Source organism: Pseudomonas sp. E141 (assembly GCF_052659885.1).
The window spans coordinates 5,911,199-5,934,269 of record NZ_CP084024.1; the positions used below are offsets into that span (position 1 = coordinate 5,911,199).

Annotated in this window: 16 protein-coding genes, 2 tRNA genes and 4 rRNA genes; 12 read left to right on the forward strand and 10 right to left on the reverse strand. The window is 56.8% G+C overall.

The genetic code is table 11. The features are described 5' to 3' along the window. Window positions 1-12 precede the first annotated feature (12 nt). Window positions 13-1,245 (forward strand): tryptophan synthase subunit beta, encoded by a 1,233-nt coding sequence (gene trpB, locus GKKCFE_RS26545; RefSeq protein ID WP_047230073.1) that lies wholly within the window; start codon window positions 13-15, stop codon window positions 1,243-1,245. After that, window positions 1,245-2,057: a tryptophan synthase subunit alpha gene (trpA, locus tag GKKCFE_RS26550; protein WP_047230074.1), complete on the forward strand. Its 813-nt coding sequence runs from the start codon at window positions 1,245-1,247 to the stop codon at window positions 2,055-2,057. Before trpB ends, trpA begins: the two co-directional genes overlap by 1 nt. Before the next feature lie 67 nt (window positions 2,058-2,124). Here the strand turns inward: trpA and GKKCFE_RS26555 are convergent, their stop codons facing one another. The 10 genes from GKKCFE_RS26555 to GKKCFE_RS26600 all read right to left on the reverse strand — a co-directional run bounded on the left by GKKCFE_RS26555 (window position 2,125) and on the right by GKKCFE_RS26600 (window position 11,946). Next, complete coding sequence (locus GKKCFE_RS26555; RefSeq protein ID WP_445577298.1) at window positions 2,125-4,086, reverse strand: DUF7844 domain-containing protein; 1,962 nt, start codon at window positions 4,084-4,086, stop codon at window positions 2,125-2,127. Continuing rightward, window positions 4,083-4,403 carry a DUF2388 domain-containing protein gene (locus tag GKKCFE_RS26560; protein WP_047230076.1) on the reverse strand — a complete coding sequence of 107 codons (321 nt, stop codon included), beginning with the start codon at window positions 4,401-4,403 and terminating at the stop codon, window positions 4,083-4,085. The genes GKKCFE_RS26555 and GKKCFE_RS26560 overlap by 4 nt, the downstream gene beginning before the upstream one ends. A gap of 26 nt (window positions 4,404-4,429) precedes the next feature. Beyond that, window positions 4,430-4,738, reverse strand: coding sequence for a DUF2388 domain-containing protein (locus GKKCFE_RS26565; RefSeq protein ID WP_047230077.1), 309 nt, complete (start codon window positions 4,736-4,738; stop codon window positions 4,430-4,432). Window positions 4,739-4,846: 108 nt separating this feature from the next. Next, window positions 4,847-5,164, reverse strand: coding sequence for a DUF2388 domain-containing protein (locus GKKCFE_RS26570; protein ID WP_047230078.1), 318 nt, complete (start codon window positions 5,162-5,164; stop codon window positions 4,847-4,849). A gap of 328 nt (window positions 5,165-5,492) precedes the next feature. Continuing rightward, entirely contained in the window at window positions 5,493-5,708 is a 216-nt protein-coding gene (locus GKKCFE_RS26575; protein WP_047230079.1) for a DUF1127 domain-containing protein, read from the reverse strand. 318 nt (window positions 5,709-6,026) lie between these two features. Then, window positions 6,027-7,520 (reverse strand): acetyl-CoA hydrolase/transferase family protein, encoded by a 1,494-nt coding sequence (locus tag GKKCFE_RS26580; RefSeq protein ID WP_047230080.1) that lies wholly within the window; start codon window positions 7,518-7,520, stop codon window positions 6,027-6,029. Between the two features lie 198 nt (window positions 7,521-7,718). Continuing rightward, window positions 7,719-9,155, reverse strand: a complete 1,437-nt coding sequence (locus GKKCFE_RS26585) for an NAD(P)(+) transhydrogenase (Re/Si-specific) subunit beta (protein ID WP_445577299.1) — start codon at window positions 9,153-9,155, stop codon at window positions 7,719-7,721. Then, on the reverse strand, window positions 9,155-9,478 hold the full coding sequence (locus tag GKKCFE_RS26590) for an NAD(P) transhydrogenase subunit alpha (protein ID WP_003187010.1): 324 nt from the start codon (window positions 9,476-9,478) through the stop codon (window positions 9,155-9,157). Before GKKCFE_RS26590 ends, GKKCFE_RS26585 begins: the two co-directional genes overlap by 1 nt. A gap of 15 nt (window positions 9,479-9,493) precedes the next feature. Beyond that, window positions 9,494-10,615, reverse strand: coding sequence for a Re/Si-specific NAD(P)(+) transhydrogenase subunit alpha (locus GKKCFE_RS26595; protein ID WP_047230082.1), 1,122 nt, complete (start codon window positions 10,613-10,615; stop codon window positions 9,494-9,496). Between the two features lie 434 nt (window positions 10,616-11,049). Further along, entirely contained in the window at window positions 11,050-11,946 is an 897-nt protein-coding gene (locus GKKCFE_RS26600) for a LysR family transcriptional regulator (protein WP_445577300.1), read from the reverse strand. A gap of 157 nt (window positions 11,947-12,103) precedes the next feature. Between GKKCFE_RS26600 and GKKCFE_RS26605 the strand changes: the two genes are divergently transcribed. From GKKCFE_RS26605 to GKKCFE_RS26650, 10 genes are all read left to right on the forward strand, one after another. Next, complete coding sequence (locus GKKCFE_RS26605) at window positions 12,104-13,285, forward strand: acyl-CoA dehydrogenase (RefSeq protein ID WP_025216186.1); 1,182 nt, start codon at window positions 12,104-12,106, stop codon at window positions 13,283-13,285. Between the two features lie 13 nt (window positions 13,286-13,298). After that, window positions 13,299-14,519 (forward strand): CaiB/BaiF CoA transferase family protein, encoded by a 1,221-nt coding sequence (locus GKKCFE_RS26610; RefSeq protein WP_445577301.1) that lies wholly within the window; start codon window positions 13,299-13,301, stop codon window positions 14,517-14,519. 627 nt (window positions 14,520-15,146) lie between these two features. Beyond that, window positions 15,147-16,683: ribosomal RNA gene (locus GKKCFE_RS26615) — 16S ribosomal RNA — on the forward strand. A 65-nt stretch (window positions 16,684-16,748) separates the two neighbouring features. Then, window positions 16,749-16,825, forward strand: a tRNA-Ile gene (locus GKKCFE_RS26620). Between the two features lie 27 nt (window positions 16,826-16,852). Then, a tRNA-Ala gene (locus GKKCFE_RS26625) sits at window positions 16,853-16,928 on the forward strand. A 247-nt stretch (window positions 16,929-17,175) separates the two neighbouring features. Beyond that, window positions 17,176-20,067 (forward strand): 23S ribosomal RNA (locus tag GKKCFE_RS26630). 150 nt (window positions 20,068-20,217) lie between these two features. Continuing rightward, window positions 20,218-20,333, forward strand: a 5S ribosomal RNA gene (gene rrf / locus GKKCFE_RS26635). 107 nt (window positions 20,334-20,440) lie between these two features. Continuing rightward, window positions 20,441-20,556: ribosomal RNA gene (rrf, locus tag GKKCFE_RS26640) — 5S ribosomal RNA — on the forward strand. The 16S, 23S and 5S rRNA genes sit together here with 2 tRNA genes alongside, the layout of an rRNA operon. 182 nt (window positions 20,557-20,738) lie before the next feature. After that, window positions 20,739-21,374 (forward strand): hypothetical protein, encoded by a 636-nt coding sequence (locus GKKCFE_RS26645; RefSeq protein WP_047230327.1) that lies wholly within the window; start codon window positions 20,739-20,741, stop codon window positions 21,372-21,374. Window positions 21,375-21,528: 154 nt separating this feature from the next. Next, complete coding sequence (locus GKKCFE_RS26650; RefSeq protein WP_139048756.1) at window positions 21,529-23,034, forward strand: YdgA family protein; 1,506 nt, start codon at window positions 21,529-21,531, stop codon at window positions 23,032-23,034. Window positions 23,035-23,071 lie beyond the last annotated feature (37 nt).

A 23,071-nucleotide genomic window follows, 5' to 3' on the forward strand; every position in this document is an offset into this window, starting at 1 on the left:
CTGGAGCGCCCGATGACCCAGCCTACAACCCCTTTCAACCTGCGCAGTGGCCCGGACGCCAACGGCCTGTTCGGTGCATTCGGCGGTCGTTATGTGGCCGAAACCCTGATGCCGCTGATCCTCGATCTGGCCCGCGAATACGAAGCGGCGAAGGAAGATCCGGCGTTCATTGAAGAACTGGCCTACTTCCAGCGTGACTACGTCGGACGCCCAAGCCCGCTGTATTTCGCTGAGCGCCTGACCGAATACTGCGGCGGCGCCAAGATCTACCTCAAGCGCGAAGAGCTGAACCACACTGGCGCGCACAAGATCAACAACTGCATCGGCCAGATCCTGCTGGCGCGGCGCATGGGCAAGAAACGCATCATTGCCGAGACCGGCGCCGGCATGCACGGCGTGGCCACGGCCACCGTGGCCGCACGTTTCGGTCTGGATTGCGTGATCTACATGGGGACCACCGACATTGAGCGCCAGCAGGCCAACGTGTTCCGCATGAAGCTGCTCGGTGCCGAAGTCATCCCGGTGGTCGCCGGCACCGGTACCCTCAAGGATGCTATGAACGAGGCGCTGCGCGACTGGGTGACCAACGTTGACAGCACGTTCTACCTGATCGGCACCGTGGCCGGCCCGCACCCGTACCCGGCCATGGTTCGCGACTTCCAGGCAGTGATCGGCAAGGAAACCCGCGATCAGTTGCAAGCGCAGGAAGGTCGTTTGCCCGACAGCCTGGTGGCGTGCATCGGCGGCGGTTCCAACGCCATGGGCCTGTTCCATCCGTTCCTGGACGACAAGAGCGTGGAAATCATCGGCGTCGAAGCCGCCGGCTACGGTATCGAGACCGGCAAGCATGCTGCCAGCCTGAACGGCGGTGTCCCCGGTGTATTGCACGGCAACCGTACTTTCCTGTTGCAGGACGACGACGGCCAGATCATCGATGCCCATTCGATTTCCGCTGGCCTCGATTACCCGGGCATCGGCCCTGAACACGCCTGGTTGCACGACATTGGCCGTGTCCAGTACACCTCGGTCACCGACGCCGAAGCCTTGGAAGCCTTTCACAAATGCTGTCGCCTGGAGGGAATCATTCCTGCCCTGGAAAGCGCCCATGCCCTGGCTGAAGTGTTCAAGCGTGCCCCGAACCTGCCCAAGGATCACCTGATGGTGGTCAACCTGTCCGGCCGTGGCGACAAAGACATGCAAACCGTAATGCACCACATGGAACAGTCCCAGCAGGAGAAACACTGATGAGCCGCCTGCAAACTCGTTTTGCCGAACTCAAAGAACAGAACCGCGCCGCCCTGGTGACTTTCGTGACCGCTGGCGACCCGGACTACGACACTTCGCTGGCGATCCTCAAGGGCCTGCCGGCGGCGGGTGCTGACGTGATTGAGCTGGGCATGCCGTTCACCGACCCGATGGCCGACGGTCCGGCGATCCAGTTGGCGAACATCCGCGCCTTGGGCGCACAGCAGAATCTGGCGAAAACCCTGCAGATGGTTCGCGAGTTCCGTGAAGACAATAGCGATACGCCGCTGGTGCTGATGGGCTACTTCAATCCGATCCATCGCTACGGCGTGCAGCGTTTCATTGGCGAAGCGCTGGACTCTGGCGTGGACGGGCTGATCGTGGTGGACATGCCACCTGAGCACAACAGTGAGCTGTGCGAGCCGGCCCAGGCCGCCGGTCTGGACTTCATTCGCCTGACCACGCCGACCACCGATGACGTGCGTTTGCCGACCGTGCTCAACGGCAGTTCTGGCTTTGTGTATTACGTCTCGGTGGCCGGCGTGACCGGCGCCGGCGCCGCGACGCTGGAACATGTGGAAGAAGCCGTGACACGCCTGCGTCGTCACACCGATCTGCCGATCAGCATTGGTTTCGGCATTCGCACGCCGGAACAAGCTGCGGCCATCGCACGGTTGGCCGACGGGGTTGTGGTCGGTTCGGCCCTGATCGACCATATCGCCAGCGCTGAGACGCCGGAGCAGGCGATCGATGGGGTGTTGAGCCTATGTGCTGCCTTGGCTGATGGGGTGCGTAAGGCGCGGATTAGCTGATTGCCTGATTGAGTCTGCCAGTAATAAAAAAGGGGTTCAGAACTCGGTTCTGAACCCCTTTGTGGCTTCAAGGCAACTCCAACCCGCCACCCGCCTTGTGCAGCTTACGCAAATGCTCGCCTATCTCTTTGACGTTAGCCTCACTGGCACTGATTTCTGCCGCGCGGCTTGGCTCAAGCAAGGCCCTGACTTCCTTATCCAAATCCCCTGTCAGTGTTTGAAGCTGTTTCTGACGCAAGCTGCTTTCGGATTCCAGTCGCTGCCATTCGCTGGGCTGCGGCAGCCCGTAACCGCTGCTGCCCAGCAACTCGGCGGGACGGCTCAGGAAACCGCTGTTGGCGAGGATCTGTTGCAGTGTTGCGTTGGCCCTTTCCATGCCGCCGTTCTGCAACTCCCGGGCACCGAGGTAACGCTGTTTGACCTCATCCTGGGCCAATAACAGTTGTCGGCGATAGCTGGCCTGTTCCAGCAGGAGTAACGCCGCGCTGGTGCGCAGGTCGGCCCGTTCAAACCATGGCCGGCGTTCTGCGGCGCTCAGGGCCAGCCAGTCTTCCACGTTTTGTTGCTTGATCGGCAAGTGTTTCTTCAACACCTCGAACATGGCCTGGTACCGCTCGCGGAAAGAGTCGAAGCGGTAACCCAGGCGCAAGGCCTCCTTGGGATCATTGAGCACGCTGGTATCCGCCAGGCCGCGCCCCTTGAGTACTTCCAGCAAACCGTTGGGCATGATGCTGTCCAGCCCCTTGAGCTGCGCATTGTTGCTGCCGCTGCGCAGCAATTTCAGGCTTTCCACCGCGCAATTGTTGGACAGGAAGTAATAGTTGCCGTCATAGCTCCAGTGCATTTCGGCGGCGTGTTCAACCGTTTCCTCGATCTCGGACCGTGTCAGGTTCAGCGGCACCGAGGCCAGGCTGCGCAGTTCGGTCTTGGTGTATTCATCGATGACCTGGGCCAGCGGCAGTACGAACAGGCGCGACGGGTATTTGCCCACCAGGCCATCCCAGCTCGACAGCTGCACATCGCCCACGAAGGCGCGGTATGACAGCACCAGGTGTTGATCCAGATCCAGACGGCAATCCGGCCCACGGGGGCGGTCCGGCGCGCAGATCACCAGCCGCAGCATGCTGTGGCCCCAGCGGCTGACCCAGTTCTGGTTGGCTTCGGCCAAGAGGTAATCGATGGCGTAGACCCGCTCTGGATCAACCTTGCCCAGTGGCGTCTTGGCAAAGTCGTTGCCGGCGTTGAGGAACGCGAATGACGGGGCGCAGGTATTCTTGGCGGCGGGGGCCCAGCCAAAGTGTTCCTGATAATAGCGATACAGTGCTGGCCGTCGGCAGGCGTAACTCGGGTCCAGGAGAAAGTACTCCATGTTGACCGCGACGAACTCCTTGGGGCTGCTCGTTTCGTAGATGTCCGGGCTGCGGGCGACCTGGCGATTATGCTGTTCCCGTTCACCACGACGGCCGACGTATTGCGGCCAGCCGGCGAGGTCCAGCAAGCGGGGATCATCACTGAGGGTGAAGCGGCGGTCGTTCTGGCCCCGGCATTCATCGGGAAGGCCGATCAGCCCGGCGCTGCTGGTGCGTCGGGTGCAGCGTTGGATCAGCGCGCGTTCGGCGTTTGGCCATAAACGCGAGCGATCATAAATGTGGGTCAGTTCATGCAGGACCGTGGCGAGCATTTCCCGCCGCACGGTGCCGTGGGGGCGATGGGTCTTTTGCGTTGCGGCACTGCCGTCGGTGAGGCTGTCGAGCAGGTTGCGATTGAGGTCCAACTGCGACACCAGCGAGGCCTGGCCGTAGGCGTTGGCGGGCATCCGGTCAGTCCAGCCCACATTGATGCGTCGGTCCAGCTGTTCGATGAATCGCGGCGGCAGGGCCTGCATCGCTTCATCGAGCAGCGCCTGGCTGGCCTGCTGTTGCGCCGGGGTCAGTCCTTCGTCGTTAAGGTGCAGTTGCAGGCCAGCCTGGGCGGTGCTGCTCAAGAGCAGCACGACCCCGGCCGTCAGCCAGACGGCGAACGGCCTCACAATGCGAGGATGGCTTCGGCGAGAACCTGGTCACTGGCGTCGCGGGCTTCCGGTACGCGGGTGCGCAAGGTGTCGAAGGCGGCCTCGAGGTGAGCGCCACGAATTTCCCCGTTACTGGCGACGAAACTGGCCGCATCGTCATGGGCTTCACGAACGATTTTCGAGTCACGGATGGATGTGGTGGTGTCGGAGGTGAAATCGATCGTGCGCTGGGAGGCGCGAACGACGATGTTACTGGTGGCTACCAGGGTTTGTGCCTGGGCCACATCGGCCAACACCAGCAGGCCTAGGGTGGCAGCAATCAGCGGGCTACGCATGGAACGACTCCGAAGAATAAAGATAACTATTGGACGAGAATTGCCTGTGCCAGTTCAAGGTCGCTGACGTGAAGTTTTGGTTGGGTCCGGTGTAGATAATCCAGGGCCGACTCCAGTTGCGCACCTCTCAACTGCCCATCGCTGGCAACGAATGCCGCAGCGTCATCGTGGGCGGCGGCGATCAGTTTATGGTCGAAGGGCGCGGAGGTCACCATGCTCGTGGCATAGCCGCTGATCACGACCTGCTGGGTGGAGACATCGAAAGCATGGGCCGGAACGGACCAGCATAAAGCGCTGAAGAAAAAAGCGAGGGACAGATCTGAGTAGAAACGCATAGGACTCGACTGTTGATGGTGAGTCCGAAGGCTAGCGCAAACCACTGCGCCAGAGCCAGCGCTGAAACATCGGAACACCATTGGCGTCCCGATGTTTCATGTCTGGAATCAGATCACCAGGATGGCTTGGGCCAGTTGCGCGTCGGAGGCGTTCAACTGGGGCGCCTGCTGACGGATGTAATCCAGAGCGCTTTCCAGTTTCACACCACGGATGGCGCCGTTACTGGCGACGAAACTGGCAGCATCGTCACGAGCGGCCAGGACAATTTTGTCGTCGCGAAACGACGAAGTGATATCGGACGTTGCGTCGGAAGTGGCCTTGAGCGCACCCACGAGGGAGTCGGTGGTGACGATAAAACTACTGGCATTGGAGTGTGCGGCTACGGCCAGCAGGGCGGCGGCGCTGAGCAGACGAAGACGGATCATGAGGAAACTCCTTGAATAATGAAGTGGTGCCGGTGCGTGTAGCTGGAAGAGAAGACGCATGCTCGACCCGCTTCGCCACGTTCGTTTCGATATTAGGTCAGAACGAGGTGGATGACAGCTTGGCCATTGGCTATTTCCACGCTTCTACAACAGCTCGATAAAACTGTACTGGTTATTTTCTAACTATTCTTAACTGTGCAGGTGCGTGGTTTTTGGCAAAACCAGGCCTCTGAAACGACAAGACCCGTCGCGGTTTCCCGCGACGGGTCTTGTTTGTTCAATTCGGTGCTGGCGGTGGACCCGGTGGGTCAGGGCCAGCGACGCTGAGTTAGCGCCAGAACGGCTTGCTCAGCTCTTCGTAGCGTTGTGCTTCGCTGATACCGGCGTCAGCCAGCAGGCGTGCATCCAGACGGGCCAGTTGGTGGCGGCTGGCGATGCGGCGCTGCCACAACATCAGGTTAGCGATAACGCGAAGAGGCAGGGAAGCCTGGTTTTTTTCAGCTTTGTCTTCGAAGAACAGCTCGGAACTGAGTGTACGTTCCATGGTTGACATCCTTCCGCTTATGGCGGGATTAGGTAGTGGTTTAACTGGTGCCCATGATCCTCTCGTTTGGCCAGTCTCTCTAGATACAGTTCACCTGTAATGTGAGAGACCAGTTAACTGTTAAACGGTGGTGTACTGGTCAATATTGAGGCAACTGTACCTGTGTGCACTATTTACGTGCATTTTTGCTGCGAAAGCAGAGATGTGTAGGAGTTTGCTGTAGGAAATCACAGGTACAGTAGTACAGTTCTTGTGGTTTGTGGGTTGAAAGCGATGGCCAGTGAAAACTGTATTTGTTGCCCGGGTGATCCGGCTGTATTAAACCGCCAGCATCTGCCCGGTCTCTTCCAGATTCAGGTGCCAACTCAGTGCATCGCGCAGGATGTGCGGTGTATGTCCGCCCAAGGCGCACGCCGCTTCAAAATACTCGTTCAATGCCTGGCGATAGGACGGATGCACGCAATTGTCGATGACCACCCGCGCCCGCTCCCTTGGCGCCAGGCCACGCAGGTCGGCCAGGCCGATCTCCGTCACCAGGATGTCGACATCGTGCTCGGTATGGTCCACGTGGCTGACCATCGGCACGACACTGGAGATTGCGCCGCCCTTGGCGATCGACTTGGTGACGAAAATCGCCAGATGCGCATTGCGGGCAAAGTCCCCCGAGCCACCTATCCCATTCATCATCCGCGTGCCGCAGACATGGGTGGAGTTGACGTTGCCGTAGAGGTCGAACTCCAGTGCCGTATTGATGGCGATGATGCCCAGGCGGCGTACCACCTCGGGGTGGTTGGAAATTTCCTGGGGGCGCAGGACCAGCTTGTCCTTGTACTTCTCCAGATTGCCGAATACGTCGGCATTGCGCCGGCCCGACAGCGTAATGGAGCTGCCAGAGGCGAAGCTCAGTTTGCCGGCGTCGATAAGGTCGAATGTAGAGTCCTGCAGGACCTCTGAATACATGGTCAAGTCTTCGAATGGGGAGTCGATCAGCCCGCACATCACGGCATTGGCGATGTTGCCGATCCCGGCCTGTAATGGACCGAGTTTATTGGTCATGCGCCCAGCGGCGACTTCCTGTTTGAAGAAGCCGATCAAATGATCGGCAATGGCCTGGGTGTCGCTGTCCGGCGGCATGACTGTCGAAGGCGAATCTGGCTGATTGGTGATGACAATGGCGGCGATTTTTTCCGGCGGTATCGGGATGGCGGTGCTGCCGATACGGTCGTCGACTTTCACCAAGGGAATCGGTGTGCGGGTCGGGCGATAGGTCGGGATATAGATGTCATGCAACCCTTCCAGATCAGGGTTGTGGGCCAGGTTGATTTCAACAATGACCTGCCTGGCGAAAATAGCGAAGCTGGCCGAGTTGCCCACCGAGGTGGTGGGCACGATATGGCCTTGCTCGGTAATGGCCACGGCTTCGATCACTGCAATGTCCGGCAACTTGAGCTGGGCGTTACGCAATTGCTCGACGGTTTCCGACAGGTGCTGGTCGATGAACATCACCTCGCCAGCGTTGATGGCCTTGCGCAACGTGCTGTCGACCTGGAATGGCATGCGCCGGGCCAGTACGCCGGCTTCGGTGAGTTCCTTGTCGAGGTCGTTCCCCAGGCTCGCACCGGTCATCAGGCTGATTTTCAGCGGCGTGACCTTGGCGCGCTCAGCCAGGGCGTGGGGCACTGCTTTCGCTTCTCCGGCGCGGGTAAAACCGCTCATGCCGACGGTCATGCCGTCCTGAATCAACAAGGCTGCTTCGGCAGCGCTCATCACTTTGTTCAACAACGAAGGCAGGCGGATGCGATCACGGTACATGGGTGGTTATCTCGGGCTGGAAGCTGGATGCGCAGTCTAGTGAATTCGCGCCGTGCCCGACCCGCTACAAAAGTCGCATTTAAGGCGTCTATTACGGGCGTTTCAGGCAAAACATTATTACTGGATCGGTAACGTTCGGCCTTGATACAAATCAAAACGCCCCGACAAGTCGGGGCGTTAGTGGCGAAGCAGTGAGCGTTATTCCACCGCTTTGACCATGTCTTCGATAACCTTCTTGGCGTCACCGAACACCATCATGGTCTTGTCGAGGTAGAACAGCTCGTTGTCCAGGCCGGCGTAACCGCTGGCCATCGAGCGCTTGTTGACGATGATGGTCTTGGCCTTGAAGGCTTCGAGGATCGGCATGCCGGCAATCGGCGACTTCGGATCGTTCTTCGCCGCCGGGTTGACCACGTCGTTGGCACCCAGTACCAGCACCACGTCGGCCTGGCCGAACTCGGAGTTGATGTCTTCCATCTCGAACACCTGGTCGTAAGGCACTTCGGCCTCGGCCAGCAATACGTTCATGTGCCCGGGCATACGACCGGCCACTGGGTGGATCGCGTATTTGACGGTCACGCCGTGATGGGTCAGCTTCTCGGTCAGCTCTTTCAGCGCGTGCTGCGCCCGTGCCACCGCCAGGCCATAGCCCGGCACGATGATCACGGTATCGGCATTGGTCAGCAGGAAGGTGGCGTCGTCAGCCGAGCCGGATTTCACCGGACGGGCTTCTTTGGAGCCTGCCGGGCCAGCGGCATCCGCCGTGTTGCCGAAACCGCCGAGCAGCACGTTGAAGAACGAACGGTTCATCGCCTTGCACATGATGTACGAGAGGATCGCACCGCTGGAACCCACCAGGGAGCCGGCGATGATCAGCATCGAGTTGTTCAGCGAGAAGCCGATACCCGCTGCAGCCCAGCCGGAATAGCTGTTGAGCATCGACACCACCACCGGCATGTCGGCACCGCCGATCGGGATGATGATCAGCACGCCCAGAACAAACGCCAGGGCCAGCATCAGGGCGAATGCCCCGAGGTTGCCGGTGAACATGAACATCAGGCCCAGACCCAGTGTTGCCAGGCCCAGGATCAGGTTGAGCTTGTGCTGGCCGCCAAACTGTACCGGTGCGCCCTGGAAGAGGCGGAACTTGTACTTGCCCGACAGCTTGCCGAAGGCGATCACCGAACCGGAGAAGGTGATTGCACCGATGGCGGCGCCAAGGAACAGCTCCAGACGGTTACCGGCCGGAATTGAATCCCCTAGTTGCTTGACGATGCCCAGGGACTGCGGCTCGACCACGGCGGCGATGGCGATAAATACCGCGGCCAGGCCGATCATGCTGTGCATGAACGCCACCAGCTCGGGCATCTTGGTCATCTCGACGCGCTTGGCCATGATTGACCCGGCAGTGCCGCCGACCAGCAGACCGACGATCACATAGCCGATGCCTGCGGTAGCCAGCTCGGCGCCCAACTTATAGATGAGACCCAAGGTAGTGAGCACCGCCAGCGCCATGCCGAGCATGCCGAACAGGTTGCCTCGGCGAGATGTAGTGGGGTGCGACAGGCCTTTGAGGGCCTGGATGAAGCAGATCGACGCGATCAGGTAGAGCGTCGTTACCAGGTTCATGCTCATTACTTGGGCGCCTCTTCTTTTACGGCTTTCGGGGCTTTTTTCTTGAACATCTCAAGCATGCGGCGCGTCACCAGGAAGCCGCCGAACACGTTCACTGCGGCCAGGGCCACGGCGAGGGTGCCCATGGTCTTGCCCAGCGGGGTCACGGTCAGTGCGGCGGCAAGCATGGCGCCGACGATCACAATGGCCGAAATGGCATTGGTCACCGCCATCAGCGGTGTGTGCAGCGCGGGCGTTACGTTCCAGACCACGTGGTAACCGACATAAATCGCCAGCACAAAGATGATCAGGTTGTAGATACCGGGGGAGATAAGCTCTTCCATTGTCTGAATCCCTGCTTAGGCGTTTTTGCGGATGACTTGGCCGTCGCGGCACATCAGGCACGCGGCGACGATGTCGTCTTCCAGGTTCACGTCGAACTGACCTTCCTTGGTGAAGACCAGCTTCAGGAAGTCCAGCAGGTTACGGGCGTACAGCGCCGAAGCGTCTGCCGCGACTTCGCCGGCCAGGTTGGTCGGACCGCAAATGGTCACGCCATTTTCGATCACCACCTGATCGGCCACGGTCAGCGGGCAGTTACCGCCCTGGGCTGCCGCGAGGTCAATGACCACCGAGCCGGGTTTCATCTGTGCGACGGTTTCGGCACTGAGCAAAGTCGGTGCCTTGCGGCCCGGAATCAATGCGGTGGTGATGACGATGTCAGCCTGCTTGGCGCGCTCGTGCACGGCCTGGGCCTGGCGCTGCATCCAGCTGGCGGGCATGGGTCGGGCGTAGCCGCCAACGCCGACGGCGCATTCACGCTCTTCGTCGGTTTCGTAAGGTACATCGACGAACTTGGCGCCGAGGGATTCGATTTGTTCCTTCACTGCCGGACGCACGTCCGACGCCTCGATCACCGCACCCAGGCGCTTGGCCGTGGCAATCGCCTGCAACCCAGCCACGCCAGCACCGAGAATCAGCACCCGCGCCGCTTTCACGGTACCCGCGGCGGTCATCAGCATCGGCATGAAGCGTGGGTAATGGTGGGCGGCCAGCAGCACGGCCTTGTAGCCGGCAATGTTCGCTTGAGACGACAGCACATCCAGGCTCTGGGCACGGGAGGTACGTGGTGCAGCCTCAAGGGCGAAAGCGGTAATGCCGCGTTCGGCCAGCTTGGCAATGGTTTCGTTATTGAACGGATTGAGCATGCCCACCAGAACGGTACCGCTCTTGATCAGCGTCAGTTCGCTGTCGCTGGGGGCGACCACCTTGAGAATCAGTTCGGCCCCGAAAGCATCACTGGCGCTGCCAATGGTGGCGCCCGCTGCTTCATAGGCACTGTCGATAACGCTGGCCTTGATGCCGGCGCCGCTTTGAACAGTGACCTTATGGCCTTGGCCGATCAGCTTCTTGATGGTTTCCGGGGTTGCAGCAACCCGCGTTTCACCCGTCTGGGTTTCGAGAGGAACACCAATGTGCACGTCAAATCTCCTGCGTGATCTTATTGAGTAAACCCAGGCACTTCGGATGGTGCGGCTGGGGCGGCCGATCAGCACGATCCCGCCGAATCAGGCGGGGCGCGGCATTTTGCAGGCGAAAATTCAGCCCTTCAAGGGATTATGACGGGTGACGGAAAATTAACTACAAGTCACCCTGTGACCGAATGTCGCAACGATCGGCATATATCCCTTGTAGGCTGGGCTTTCCAGGGTTTCAGGCCAAATTTGACGATTTTTCCATTGGCGACGTGAATGAACCCTGATGAGCTGCGTAACGTGGCTCAAAGCCACGTATTTGAACGGTTATGAGACTACGGTACTGATTTCGTAACAGATTGACTGTATGCGACATAAATTTATATCTGTAGCGCTTTTGATTAGCTTACTACCGGAGTCGGATATAAAGTTTTTCCTTGTTAATCAAGGCTATAGCTGCTGGCCTGATTGACCAGCCAATCGCGAAAAGCCCTCAGAGAGGCCGATTCGACCTTTCGTTCGGGGATCATCAGGTAGTAGGCCTTGATGCTCGACAAGGCATTTCGATTGGCAACGACCAATCGTTTCTCGGCCAGTTCGCGCTGTATCAAAAAAGGTGGAATCAAGGCGATTCCCATGTCATGCATCGCCGCTTGGGCAAGCATGGAGAATAGTTCATAACGCGGGCCTGTCAGGTCTCGCGCGATATTGAGGTTTTGTGAGTTGAACCACTGGCGCCACGCATACGGGCGGGTGGTTTGTTGAAGTAAGGGCAGTTCGGCGATGGCTTGCGGTGTCAGGCTGTTCCGGTTGCCCAGTAAGGTAGGGCTGCACACGGGCATCGGGTTTTCTCCCATCAGCTTGTGGGATTCGGTACCGGACCAGTCCGCATCGCCGAAATAAATGGCTGCGTCAAAATCCGTATCCGCAAAGAGAAACGGCCGCGTGCGATTGGTCAGATTGACCGTGACTTCTGGATGCTGCTGTTGGAAGTCCTTGAGGCGCGGTAGCAGCCATTGAGTACCAAACGTCGGAACCACTGCCAGCTCTATCACGTTGGCGCCGGTATGCCCCATCACTGAAAGAGTATCGCGCTCCACGGCGTCCAGTTGAGTGGCAACGCGGCGGCTGTAGGAGAGTCCGGCCTCTGTCAGTTTGACTCCCCGCCGTGAACGTCGGAACAACTCCACACTGAGGAAGTCCTCCAGGCTGGCGATCTGTCGACAAATAGCGCCCTGTGTGAGGGAAAGCTCCTGTGCGGCCTTGGTGAAGCTCTCATGACGTGCGGCGGCCTCGAAGCTGACCAGGGCGGCGGTGCTGGGGATTTTTCTGCGCATGTACATCAACCTCACTCTTCAGGATCGTAAACGGGGGTCAGGGCGTTTACGGAGTGAGAAATTAGCACAAGAGCGTGCGTAATCCTCGTTTGCTCTGATAGGAAAGCGCGCCTAGGATCAATCCACGATTTTTAATCTGATTGGCGAGGATTCTTTCATGGCCGGTAAAGCGAGTTTCAACTGGATTGATCCATTGTTGTTGGACCAGCAACTCACCGAAGAAGAACGCATGATTCGCGACACTGCCGAGCAGTTCGCCCAACAGAAGCTCGCGCCGCGGGTGTTGGAAGCGTTCCGTCATGAAAAAACCGACCCGGCGATTTTTCGTGAGATGGGTGAGGTCGGCTTGTTAGGCGCAACCATTCCTGAACAGTACGGCGGCAGCGGCTTGAACTACGTCAGCTATGGCTTGATCGCTCGTGAAGTGGAGCGCGTTGATTCAGGTTATCGCTCGATGATGAGCGTGCAGTCCTCGTTGGTCATGGTGCCGATCAATGAGTTCGGTACCGAAGCTCAAAAGCAGAAGTACCTGCCGAAGCTGGCTTCCGGCGAGTGGATCGGTTGCTTTGGTCTGACAGAGCCGAACCACGGTTCCGACCCGGGAGCGATGATTACCCGTGCGCGTAAAGTGGAAGGCGGCTACAGCCTGACGGGTAGCAAGATGTGGATCACCAACAGCCCGATTGCCGATGTATTTGTCGTCTGGGGTAAGGACGACGCCGGTGACATCCGTGGCTTTGTTCTGGAGAAAGGCTGGAAAGGCCTGAGTGCGCCGGCGATTCACGGCAAGGTCGGTCTGCGCGCTTCGATCACTGGCGAGATCGTCATGGATAACGTCTTCGTTCCAGAAGAAAACATCTTTCCGGATGTGCGTGGGCTGAAAGGGCCTTTTACCTGTCTGAACTCGGCTCGCTATGGCATCTCCTGGGGGGCCTTGGGTGCCGCCGAATTCTGCTGGCACACCGCCCGCCAGTACACCCTGGATCGGCAGCAGTTTGGTCGTCCTTTGGCTGCCACTCAGTTGATCCAGAAAAAGCTGGCCGACATGCAGACTGAAATCACCCTTGCCCTACAAGGATGCCTGCGTCTGGGGCGTATGAAGGATGAGGGTACGGCCGCTGTTGAAATCACATCGATCATGAAGCGCAACTCCTGCGGCAAGTCCCTGGATATTGCTCGCATGGCGCGGGACATGCTGGGCGGCAATGGCATCTCCGATGAGTTCGGCATCGCTCGCCATCTCGTGAACCTGGAAGTGGTGAACACTTACGAAGGTACTCATGACGTTCATGCACTGATCCTGGGGCGTGCGCAAACCGGTATCCAGGCGTTCTATTAATAGGGGGAACGGCATGGGCGCGCTTTCGCATCTGCGGGTACTGGATTTATCGAGGGTGCTGGCCGGCCCGTGGGCTGGTCAGATCCTGGCGGACCTGGGAGCTGAGGTCATCAAGGTCGAGCGGCCGGGTGGTGGTGACGATACGCGCGCCTGGGGGCCGCCGTTCCTGAAGGATGCGTCTGGCGAGAATACCACCGAGGCGGCCTATTACTTGTCGGCCAATCGCAACAAGCAATCGGTGACCATCGATTTCACGCACCCCGAGGGGCAAAGGTTGGTGCGGGAGTTGGCGGCCAAGTCCGACATTCTGATTGAGAACTTCAAGGTAGGTGGGCTGGCGGCCTATGGCCTGGACTACGACTCGCTGAAGGCGATCAACCCGCAACTGATCTATTGCTCGATTACCGGGTTTGGTCAAACCGGTCCTTACGCCAAGCGCGCCGGATATGACTTCATGATCCAGGGGTTGGGGGGCTTGATGAGTCTCACCGGCCGGCCTGAAGGTGATGCGGGGGCGGGCCCGGTGAAGGTAGGGGTGGCGCTGACGGATATCCTGACCGGTGTCTATTCGGCCGTGGCCATCCTGGCAGCGTTGGCTCACCGCGATCATGCCGGCGGCGGGCAGCATATCGACATGGCCTTGCTGGACGTTCAAGTGGCTTGCCTGGCGAACCAGGCGATGAATTACCTGACTACGGGTAACGCGCCGAAGCGGTTGGGGAACGCTCATCCGAACATAGTGCCTTATCAGGATTTTCCTACGGCGGACGGTGACTTCATCCTTACGGTGGGCAATGACGGTCAGTTCCGAAAGTTCGCCGAGGTCGCGGGTCAGCCGCAGTGGGCTGATGACCCTCGTTTTGCGACAAACAAGTTGCGGGTGGCGAACCGTGCAGTATTGATACCTTTGATTCGCCAGGCGACGGTATTCAAGACCACTGCCGAATGGGTCGCTCAGTTGGAGCAGGCTGGTGTGCCCTGTGGGCCGATCAACGATTTGTCCCAGGTGTTTGCTGATCCTCAGGTCCGGGCGCGTGGGCTGGCGATGGAGTTGCCTCATGCACTGGCGGGTAAAGTGCCGCAGGTTGCCAACCCGATCCGGCTGTCCGAGACCCCGGTGGAATATCGCAATGCGCCTCCTTTATTAGGGGAGCACACGCGGGATGTTCTGCAGCGAGTGTTGGGGTTGGATGAGGCGATGGTGACGGGGTTGAGAGAGGCTGGGGTGCTCTGATTCTCTCTTCTATATAGAAGAGGCCTTTTGAGGGAGCGCGGTGGCTTTTTCGAATGCCCTGCAACTTATTGATAGAAAAACGAAATTAAGTGTTGACGGCAAATTCTGGACGTCTATAATTCGCCCCACTTTCGGCGCAGTCGAAACGGAAAACTCCTTGAGTTTCAATGAGTTAAACGATTTTCGGCAGCGCAGGGCTTCAGGTCATCGAAGCTTGGGAAGCAGTTAGTGGGGCGGTTTTTCTGGCTCCGTTAACGGTTCGGTCTTCTCGATCGAAAGCGGTCAAAAAGAGGTGTTGACAGCAGCGAGTAACGCTGTAGAATTCGCCTCCCGCTAACGAGAGATCGGAAGCGCAAGTGGTTGAAGTTGCAGAGGAAACTTTGAAAACTTCTTAAAATAACCGCTTGACAGATACACGGGGCGCTGTAGAATGCGCGCCTCGGTTGAGACGAAAGGCTCAACCCACCGCTCTTTAACAACTGAATCAAGCAATTCGTGTGGGTGCTTGTGGGGTCAGACTGCTAGTCAACAGATTATCAGCATCACAAGTTACTCCGCGAGAAATCAAAGATGTAACCAACGATTGCTGAGCCAAGTTTAGGGTTTTCTCAAAACCCAAAGATGTTTGAACTGAAGAGTTTGATCATGGCTCAGATTGAACGCTGGCGGCAGGCCTAACACATGCAAGTCGAGCGGTAGAGAGGTGCTTGCACCTCTTGAGAGCGGCGGACGGGTGAGTAAAGCCTAGGAATCTGCCTGGTAGTGGGGGATAACGCTCGGAAACGGACGCTAATACCGCATACGTCCTACGGGAGAAAGCAGGGGACCTTCGGGCCTTGCGCTATCAGATGAGCCTAGGTCGGATTAGCTAGTTGGTGAGGTAATGGCTCACCAAGGCGACGATCCGTAACTGGTCTGAGAGGATGATCAGTCACACTGGAACTGAGACACGGTCCAGACTCCTACGGGAGGCAGCAGTGGGGAATATTGGACAATGGGCGAAAGCCTGATCCAGCCATGCCGCGTGTGTGAAGAAGGTCTTCGGATTGTAAAGCACTTTAAGTTGGGAGGAAGGGCATTAACCTAATACGTTAGTGTTTTGACGTTACCGACAGAATAAGCACCGGCTAACTCTGTGCCAGCAGCCGCGGTAATACAGAGGGTGCAAGCGTTAATCGGAATTACTGGGCGTAAAGCGCGCGTAGGTGGTTCGTTAAGTTGGATGTGAAATCCCCGGGCTCAACCTGGGAACTGCATTCAAAACTGTCGAGCTAGAGTATGGTAGAGGGTGGTGGAATTTCCTGTGTAGCGGTGAAATGCGTAGATATAGGAAGGAACACCAGTGGCGAAGGCGACCACCTGGACTGATACTGACACTGAGGTGCGAAAGCGTGGGGAGCAAACAGGATTAGATACCCTGGTAGTCCACGCCGTAAACGATGTCAACTAGCCGTTGGGAGCCTTGAGCTCTTAGTGGCGCAGCTAACGCATTAAGTTGACCGCCTGGGGAGTACGGCCGCAAGGTTAAAACTCAAATGAATTGACGGGGGCCCGCACAAGCGGTGGAGCATGTGGTTTAATTCGAAGCAACGCGAAGAACCTTACCAGGCCTTGACATCCAATGAACTTTCCAGAGATGGATTGGTGCCTTCGGGAACATTGAGACAGGTGCTGCATGGCTGTCGTCAGCTCGTGTCGTGAGATGTTGGGTTAAGTCCCGTAACGAGCGCAACCCTTGTCCTTAGTTACCAGCACGTCATGGTGGGCACTCTAAGGAGACTGCCGGTGACAAACCGGAGGAAGGTGGGGATGACGTCAAGTCATCATGGCCCTTACGGCCTGGGCTACACACGTGCTACAATGGTCGGTACAGAGGGTTGCCAAGCCGCGAGGTGGAGCTAATCCCACAAAACCGATCGTAGTCCGGATCGCAGTCTGCAACTCGACTGCGTGAAGTCGGAATCGCTAGTAATCGCGAATCAGAATGTCGCGGTGAATACGTTCCCGGGCCTTGTACACACCGCCCGTCACACCATGGGAGTGGGTTGCACCAGAAGTAGCTAGTCTAACCTTCGGGGGGACGGTTACCACGGTGTGATTCATGACTGGGGTGAAGTCGTAACAAGGTAGCCGTAGGGGAACCTGCGGCTGGATCACCTCCTTAATCGACGACCGCAGCTGCTTCATGAGCTCCCACACGAATTGCTTGATTCATTGAAGAAGACGATTGGGTCTGTAGCTCAGTTGGTTAGAGCGCACCCCTGATAAGGGTGAGGTCGGCAGTTCGAATCTGCCCAGACCCACCAATTTCATGGTGTTCCCTGTAGAAATACGGGGCCATAGCTCAGCTGGGAGAGCGCCTGCCTTGCACGCAGGAGGTCAGCGGTTCGATCCCGCTTGGCTCCACCATTACAGATTGGCACCAACGTTTAAAGCTTAGAAATGAGCATTCCACCAAGACGGTGCTGAATGTTGATTTCTAGTCTTTTGATTAGATCGTTCTTTAAAAATTTGGGTATGTGATAGAAAGATAGACTGAACGTTACTTTCACTGGTAACGGATCAGGCTAAGGTAAAATTTGTGAGTGCTCTTAGAGCATGCGAATTTTCGGCGAATGTCGTCTTCACAGTATAACCAGATTGCTTGGGGTTATATGGTCAAGTGAAGAAGCGCATACGGTGGATGCCTTGGCAGTCAGAGGCGATGAAAGACGTGGTAGCCTGCGAAAAGCTTCGGGGAGTCGGCAAACAGACTTTGATCCGGAGATGTCTGAATGGGGGAACCCAGCCATCATAAGATGGTTATCTTGTACTGAATACATAGGTGCAAGAGGCGAACCAGGGGAACTGAAACATCTAAGTACCCTGAGGAAAAGAAATCAACCGAGATTCCCTTAGTAGTGGCGAGCGAACGGGGACTAGCCCTTAAGTGGCTTTGAGATTAGCGGAACGCTCTGGAAAGTGCGGCCATAGTGGGTGATAGCCCTGTACGCGAAAATCTCTTAGTCATGAAATCGAGTAGGACGGAGCACGAGAAACTTTGTCTGAATATGGGGGGACCATCCTCCAAGGCTAAATACTACTGACTGACCGATAGTGAACTAGTACCGTGAGGGAAAGGCGAAAAGAACCCCGGAGAGGGGAGTGAAATAGATCCTGAAACCGTATGCGTACAAGCAGTGGGAGCCCACTTTGTTGGGTGACTGCGTACCTTTTGTATAATGGGTCAGCGACTTATTTTCAGTGGCGAGCTTAACCGAATAGGGGAGGCGTAGCGAAAGCGAGTCTTAATAGGGCGTCTAGTCGCTGGGAATAGACCCGAAACCGGGCGATCTATCCATGGGCAGGTTGAAGGTTGGGTAACACTAACTGGAGGACCGAACCGACTACCGTTGAAAAGTTAGCGGATGACCTGTGGATCGGAGTGAAAGGCTAATCAAGCTCGGAGATAGCTGGTTCTCCTCGAAAGCTATTTAGGTAGCGCCTCATGTATCACTGTAGGGGGTAGAGCACTGTTTCGGCTAGGGGGTCATCCCGACTTACCAAACCGATGCAAACTCCGAATACCTACAAGTGCCGAGCATGGGAGACACACGGCGGGTGCTAACGTCCGTCGTGAAAAGGGAAACAACCCAGACCGTCAGCTAAGGTCCCAAAGTTATGGTTAAGTGGGAAACGATGTGGGAAGGCTTAGACAGCTAGGAGGTTGGCTTAGAAGCAGCCACCCTTTAAAGAAAGCGTAATAGCTCACTAGTCGAGTCGGCCTGCGCGGAAGATGTAACGGGGCTCAAACCATACACCGAAGCTACGGGTATCACTTAGGTGATGCGGTAGAGGAGCGTTCTGTAAGCCTGTGAAGGTGAGTTGAGAAGCTTGCTGGAGGTATCAGAAGTGCGAATGCTGACATGAGTAACGACAATGGGTGTGAAAAACACCCACGCCGAAAGACCAAGGTTTCCTGCGCAACGTTAATCGACGCAGGGTTAGTCGGTCCCTAAGGCGAGGCTGAAAAGCGTAGTCGATGGAAAACAGGTTAATATTCCTGTACTTCTGGTTATTGCGATGGAGGGACGGAGAAGGCTAGGCCAGCTTGGCGTTGGTTGTCCAAGTTTAAGGTGGTAGGCTGAGATCTTAGGTAAATCCGGGATCTTAAGGCCGAGAGCTGATGACGAGTTACCCTTTGGGTGACGAAGTGGTTGATGCCATGCTTCCAAGAAAAGCTTCTAAGCTTCAGGTAACCAGGAACCGTACCCCAAACCGACACAGGTGGTTGGGTAGAGAATACCAAGGCGCTTGAGAGAACTCGGGTGAAGGAACTAGGCAAAATGGCACCGTAACTTCGGGAGAAGGTGCGCCGGTGAGGGTGAAGCACTTGCTGCGTAAGCCCACGCCGGTCGAAGATACCAGGCCGCTGCGACTGTTTATTAAAAACACAGCACTCTGCAAACACGAAAGTGGACGTATAGGGTGTGACGCCTGCCCGGTGCCGGAAGGTTAATTGATGGGGTTAGCTAACGCGAAGCTCTTGATCGAAGCCCCGGTAAACGGCGGCCGTAACTATAACGGTCCTAAGGTAGCGAAATTCCTTGTCGGGTAAGTTCCGACCTGCACGAATGGCGTAACGATGGCGGCGCTGTCTCCACCCGAGACTCAGTGAAATTGAAATCGCTGTGAAGATGCAGTGTATCCGCGGCTAGACGGAAAGACCCCGTGAACCTTTACTATAGCTTTGCACTGGACTTTGAATTTGCTTGTGTAGGATAGGTGGGAGGCTTTGAAGCGTGGACGCCAGTTCGCGTGGAGCCATCCTTGAAATACCACCCTGGCAACTTTGAGGTTCTAACTCAGGTCCGTTATCCGGATCGAGGACAGTGTATGGTGGGTAGTTTGACTGGGGCGGTCTCCTCCTAAAGAGTAACGGAGGAGTACGAAGGTGCGCTCAGACCGGTCGGAAATCGGTCGTAGAGTATAAAGGCAAAAGCGCGCTTGACTGCGAGACAGACACGTCGAGCAGGTACGAAAGTAGGTCTTAGTGATCCGGTGGTTCTGTATGGAAGGGCCATCGCTCAACGGATAAAAGGTACTCCGGGGATAACAGGCTGATACCGCCCAAGAGTTCATATCGACGGCGGTGTTTGGCACCTCGATGTCGGCTCATCACATCCTGGGGCTGAAGCCGGTCCCAAGGGTATGGCTGTTCGCCATTTAAAGTGGTACGCGAGCTGGGTTTAGAACGTCGTGAGACAGTTCGGTCCCTATCTGCCGTGGACGTTTGAGATTTGAGAGGGGCTGCTCCTAGTACGAGAGGACCGGAGTGGACGAACCTCTGGTGTTCCGGTTGTCACGCCAGTGGCATTGCCGGGTAGCTATGTTCGGAAAAGATAACCGCTGAAAGCATCTAAGCGGGAAACTTGCCTCAAGATGAGATCTCACTGGGACCTTGAGTCCCCTGAAGGGCCGTCGAAGACTACGACGTTGATAGGTGGGGTGTGTAAGCGCTGTGAGGCGTTGAGCTAACCCATACTAATTGCCCGTGAGGCTTGACCATATAACACCCAAGCAATTTGTTGACCCGATACAGGGCACCAGATTGCGGTGTGTGAAGACGCTATGAACCGAAAGTTCGCACAACACACAAACCTATCGCATACCCATTCGCTGGAACGTGACCGTAAGGCACGCGCTGGCTACCGAATTTCTTGACGACCATAGAGCATTGGAACCACCTGATCCCATCCCGAACTCAGTAGTGAAACGATGCATCGCCGATGGTAGTGTGGGGTTTCCCCATGTGAGAGTAGGTCATCGTCAAGATTAAATTCCGAAACCCCTATCTGCTGATGCAGGTAGGGGTTTTGTTTTAGTAGAAGTTATCGATTTTCGCTGGCACGTTGCTGTTGAACGGGCCGGTCACAGAATTTCTTGACGACCATAGAGCATTGGAACCACCTGATCCCATCCCGAACTCAGCAGTGAAACGATGCATCGCCGATGGTAGTGTGGGGTTTCCCCATGTGAGAGTAGGTCATCGTCAAGATTGAATTCCCAGAACCCCTGTCTGCTGATGCAGACAGGGGTTCTGTCGTTTTGGGCCGGTAATCGGATCGCCCCTCATGAATGCTGTCCACACACGGCAAACCCTGTGGCCATTGCTATGCTGTGATAGTCGGGGCATCTGAAAAATGGCCCGCGACGTCACTGGTCATGGGGATTCCAATAATGAAAAACCCTTATGCTCCTGGCTTCTGGTGCGCCCTCGCAGCGTTGGTGTTGCTTTCGGCCACTTATTTCTATGGCGTCATGCTGACTCACCAGATCGACAAAGCACTGATCTTCCTCGATAGCGCGGCTGCGCTGATCGGTGTGATATCCATCGCAATCGTGGCCTGGGCATCGCTGCAAGGGCAACGCATCAAAAAAAAGCATCTTGAGCAGGGCAAGACTCTAGTGCTGATCTGGGATACCAAGGTTGCATTGCGCCGGGTCGAAACGGTCTTCGATCGTTATTTCTGGGGCAGTTACTGGCAGCCTGGCCGCACATTCCAGGAAGTCATGGGTGAACTCACCGGTACTCCATTGGAAAAAAGTCTCGAGGCCTTGAAGACCCAATGTGCGGCACTGGACAAACAGGTCGCCGAAGACGACTGGCATTGGCTGAACAACGCTCGTGAGCTCTGCGACGTCGCTAACGCTATGGCGCGGGAGCGCTATCAACTGGACTTCTGCGATCCTCGCGCGGACTCATCGGGCGCGACGGTGATCAATCGTGATTTCGAAGTGTTGGTGTACACCTGGACGGCACGGCTGAAGACGTTCGACCATCAACTCGATGAGATTGAAGTTCAATATTCGTAGACCCTCTCTCAAGAAAACGCTTCCCCCCTTTAAACATTGGGCCCGTTGGCATGCCTGATGGTAATCTCCCTCCACTTCGCGGCGTCGAGCCACACCCTTAGCGGTGTCAGGGAAGACGACGGCTTTTTCAACCATGGATATGATCGGATCACTCATGAATAAATCAGCAAGCGTACTTCTGGGAATCGTTGTGGTCGTCGGTGCAATCAGCGCGGGTGGCGCCTGGTACACCGGAACGAAACTCGAAGGAGTGCTGCAAACCGCCATTGCCGACAGCAACAAGCAAATGCAAACGGCCCTGGCCGGGTCAAATGGCACGGCTTCGATCGAGCTGGTGTCATTGGACCGTGGGACTTTCAGCAGCACCGCCCATTATCGCCTCAAAGGTGAAGGCGAGATGTTTGGTGATGAACCGGTTGAATTGCTGTTCGTCGACAACATCGAACATGGCCCGCTGCCGTTCTCGCGCCTGATGACGCTCAAATGGTTGCCGGTCATGGCTACCAGCCACACCGAACTTGAACGCACGCCGTTGACCGAGAAATGGTTCGTCGCTGCCAAGGACAAGTCGCCGCTCAAAGGTGTGGTCAACCTGGGCTACGACCAGTCGACCCACGGCACGTTCGAGTTGCTGCCCCTGGACACCAAGCTGGATGAACAGTCCGAGCTCAGTTTCTCTGGTCTGAAGATCGACCTGGCCTCCAGCGCCCAGGCAGAGAAAATCAAGGCTGACGGTTATATGGACAGCTTCAAGCTGACCACCGTCGCTGAGGACCAGACGCCGGTGCAAGTCGAGCTCAACGGCCTGACGCTCGCCAGCAACCTGAGCAAGAGCACTTATGGTTATTACATGGGTGATAACGTTTTGATGCTCAGCAACAGCAAGACTACTTTTGGTGAGCAGAAGTCGGTCTTGGGCCTGAAGAACTTCGAGATGAAAAACAACAGCACCGAAAATGGCACCAGCGCATCGGGGCGTGCTGATTACAAGGTCGGTGAGTTGTCCTTCAACGATAAGGCTATCGGTTCTGCGCAGATGGCGGTCAGCCTGAAGAACCTGGACATCCCGGCCACCATGTCGCTCATGCAGGTCTATCAAACCAAGCTGCAACCCTACGAGCAAGCGGCGGCTGAAGCGGCAGCAGCCGGCGAGCCAGCGCCAGAGCTGGTGCTGAGCGAGGCGGAGGAGGCGCAGGTCAAGGCCGACCTGGAAAAACTCCTGGCCGGCGGCCCGCAAGTGGCACTGGAAAATCTGTCGTTCACTACAGCCAATGGCGAAAGCCGCGCGACGCTGGTCATCGACCTTACCAAGCCGCAATCCATGGACCTGCCGCCCGATCAACTGGGTCGTCAGTTGCTTGCCTTGCTGGATTTCAATTTGAAAGTCTCCAAGCCAATGCTGGTTGATCTGTTGACCGTGCAGGCGCAAATGGAAGGCCAGACCGACGCCAAGTTGATCGCCGATCAGGCCACTGCCACCAGCGATATGTTCAGCGCGATGGCGGTGGGCACAGAGCTGGCAACGCTTGAAGGCAACGATGTGGTCACCAAGCTGCACTACGCCAACAATCAAGTTGATTTCAACGGTCAGAAGATGACAGTCGAACAATTCACCGCGTTTGTGATGAACAAGTTGGGTGGCGGCGTAACCATCCAGTAATCGACTGGAGCAACATCCAAAGCCCGGCCTGTGCATT

Bases quoted from the DNA above. Each gene is read 5' to 3' on its own strand.
- trpB (WP_047230073.1), top strand. From the start codon at position 13: ATGACCCAGCCTACAACCCCTTTCAACCTGCGCAGTGGCCCGGACGCC.
- GKKCFE_RS26580 (WP_047230080.1), bottom strand. From the start codon at position 7,520: ATGTACCGTGATCGCATCCGCCTGCCTTCGTTGTTGAACAAAGTGATG.
- GKKCFE_RS26605 (WP_025216186.1), top strand. From the start codon at position 12,104: ATGGCCGGTAAAGCGAGTTTCAACTGGATTGATCCATTGTTGTTGGAC.
- GKKCFE_RS26590 (WP_003187010.1), bottom strand. From the start codon at position 9,478: ATGGAAGAGCTTATCTCCCCCGGTATCTACAACCTGATCATCTTTGTG.
- GKKCFE_RS26585 (WP_445577299.1), bottom strand. From the start codon at position 9,155: ATGAGCATGAACCTGGTAACGACGCTCTACCTGATCGCGTCGATCTGC.
- GKKCFE_RS26650 (WP_139048756.1), top strand. From the start codon at position 21,529: ATGAATAAATCAGCAAGCGTACTTCTGGGAATCGTTGTGGTCGTCGGT.
- GKKCFE_RS26570 (WP_047230078.1), bottom strand. From the start codon at position 5,164: ATGATCCGTCTTCGTCTGCTCAGCGCCGCCGCCCTGCTGGCCGTAGCC.
- GKKCFE_RS26575 (WP_047230079.1), bottom strand. From the start codon at position 5,708: ATGGAACGTACACTCAGTTCCGAGCTGTTCTTCGAAGACAAAGCTGAA.
- GKKCFE_RS26600 (WP_445577300.1), bottom strand. From the start codon at position 11,946: ATGCGCAGAAAAATCCCCAGCACCGCCGCCCTGGTCAGCTTCGAGGCC.
- GKKCFE_RS26645 (WP_047230327.1), top strand. From the start codon at position 20,739: ATGAAAAACCCTTATGCTCCTGGCTTCTGGTGCGCCCTCGCAGCGTTG.
- GKKCFE_RS26560 (WP_047230076.1), bottom strand. From the start codon at position 4,403: ATGCGTAGCCCGCTGATTGCTGCCACCCTAGGCCTGCTGGTGTTGGCC.
- trpA (WP_047230074.1), top strand. From the start codon at position 1,245: ATGAGCCGCCTGCAAACTCGTTTTGCCGAACTCAAAGAACAGAACCGC.
- GKKCFE_RS26610 (WP_445577301.1), top strand. From the start codon at position 13,299: ATGGGCGCGCTTTCGCATCTGCGGGTACTGGATTTATCGAGGGTGCTG.
- GKKCFE_RS26565 (WP_047230077.1), bottom strand. From the start codon at position 4,738: ATGCGTTTCTACTCAGATCTGTCCCTCGCTTTTTTCTTCAGCGCTTTA.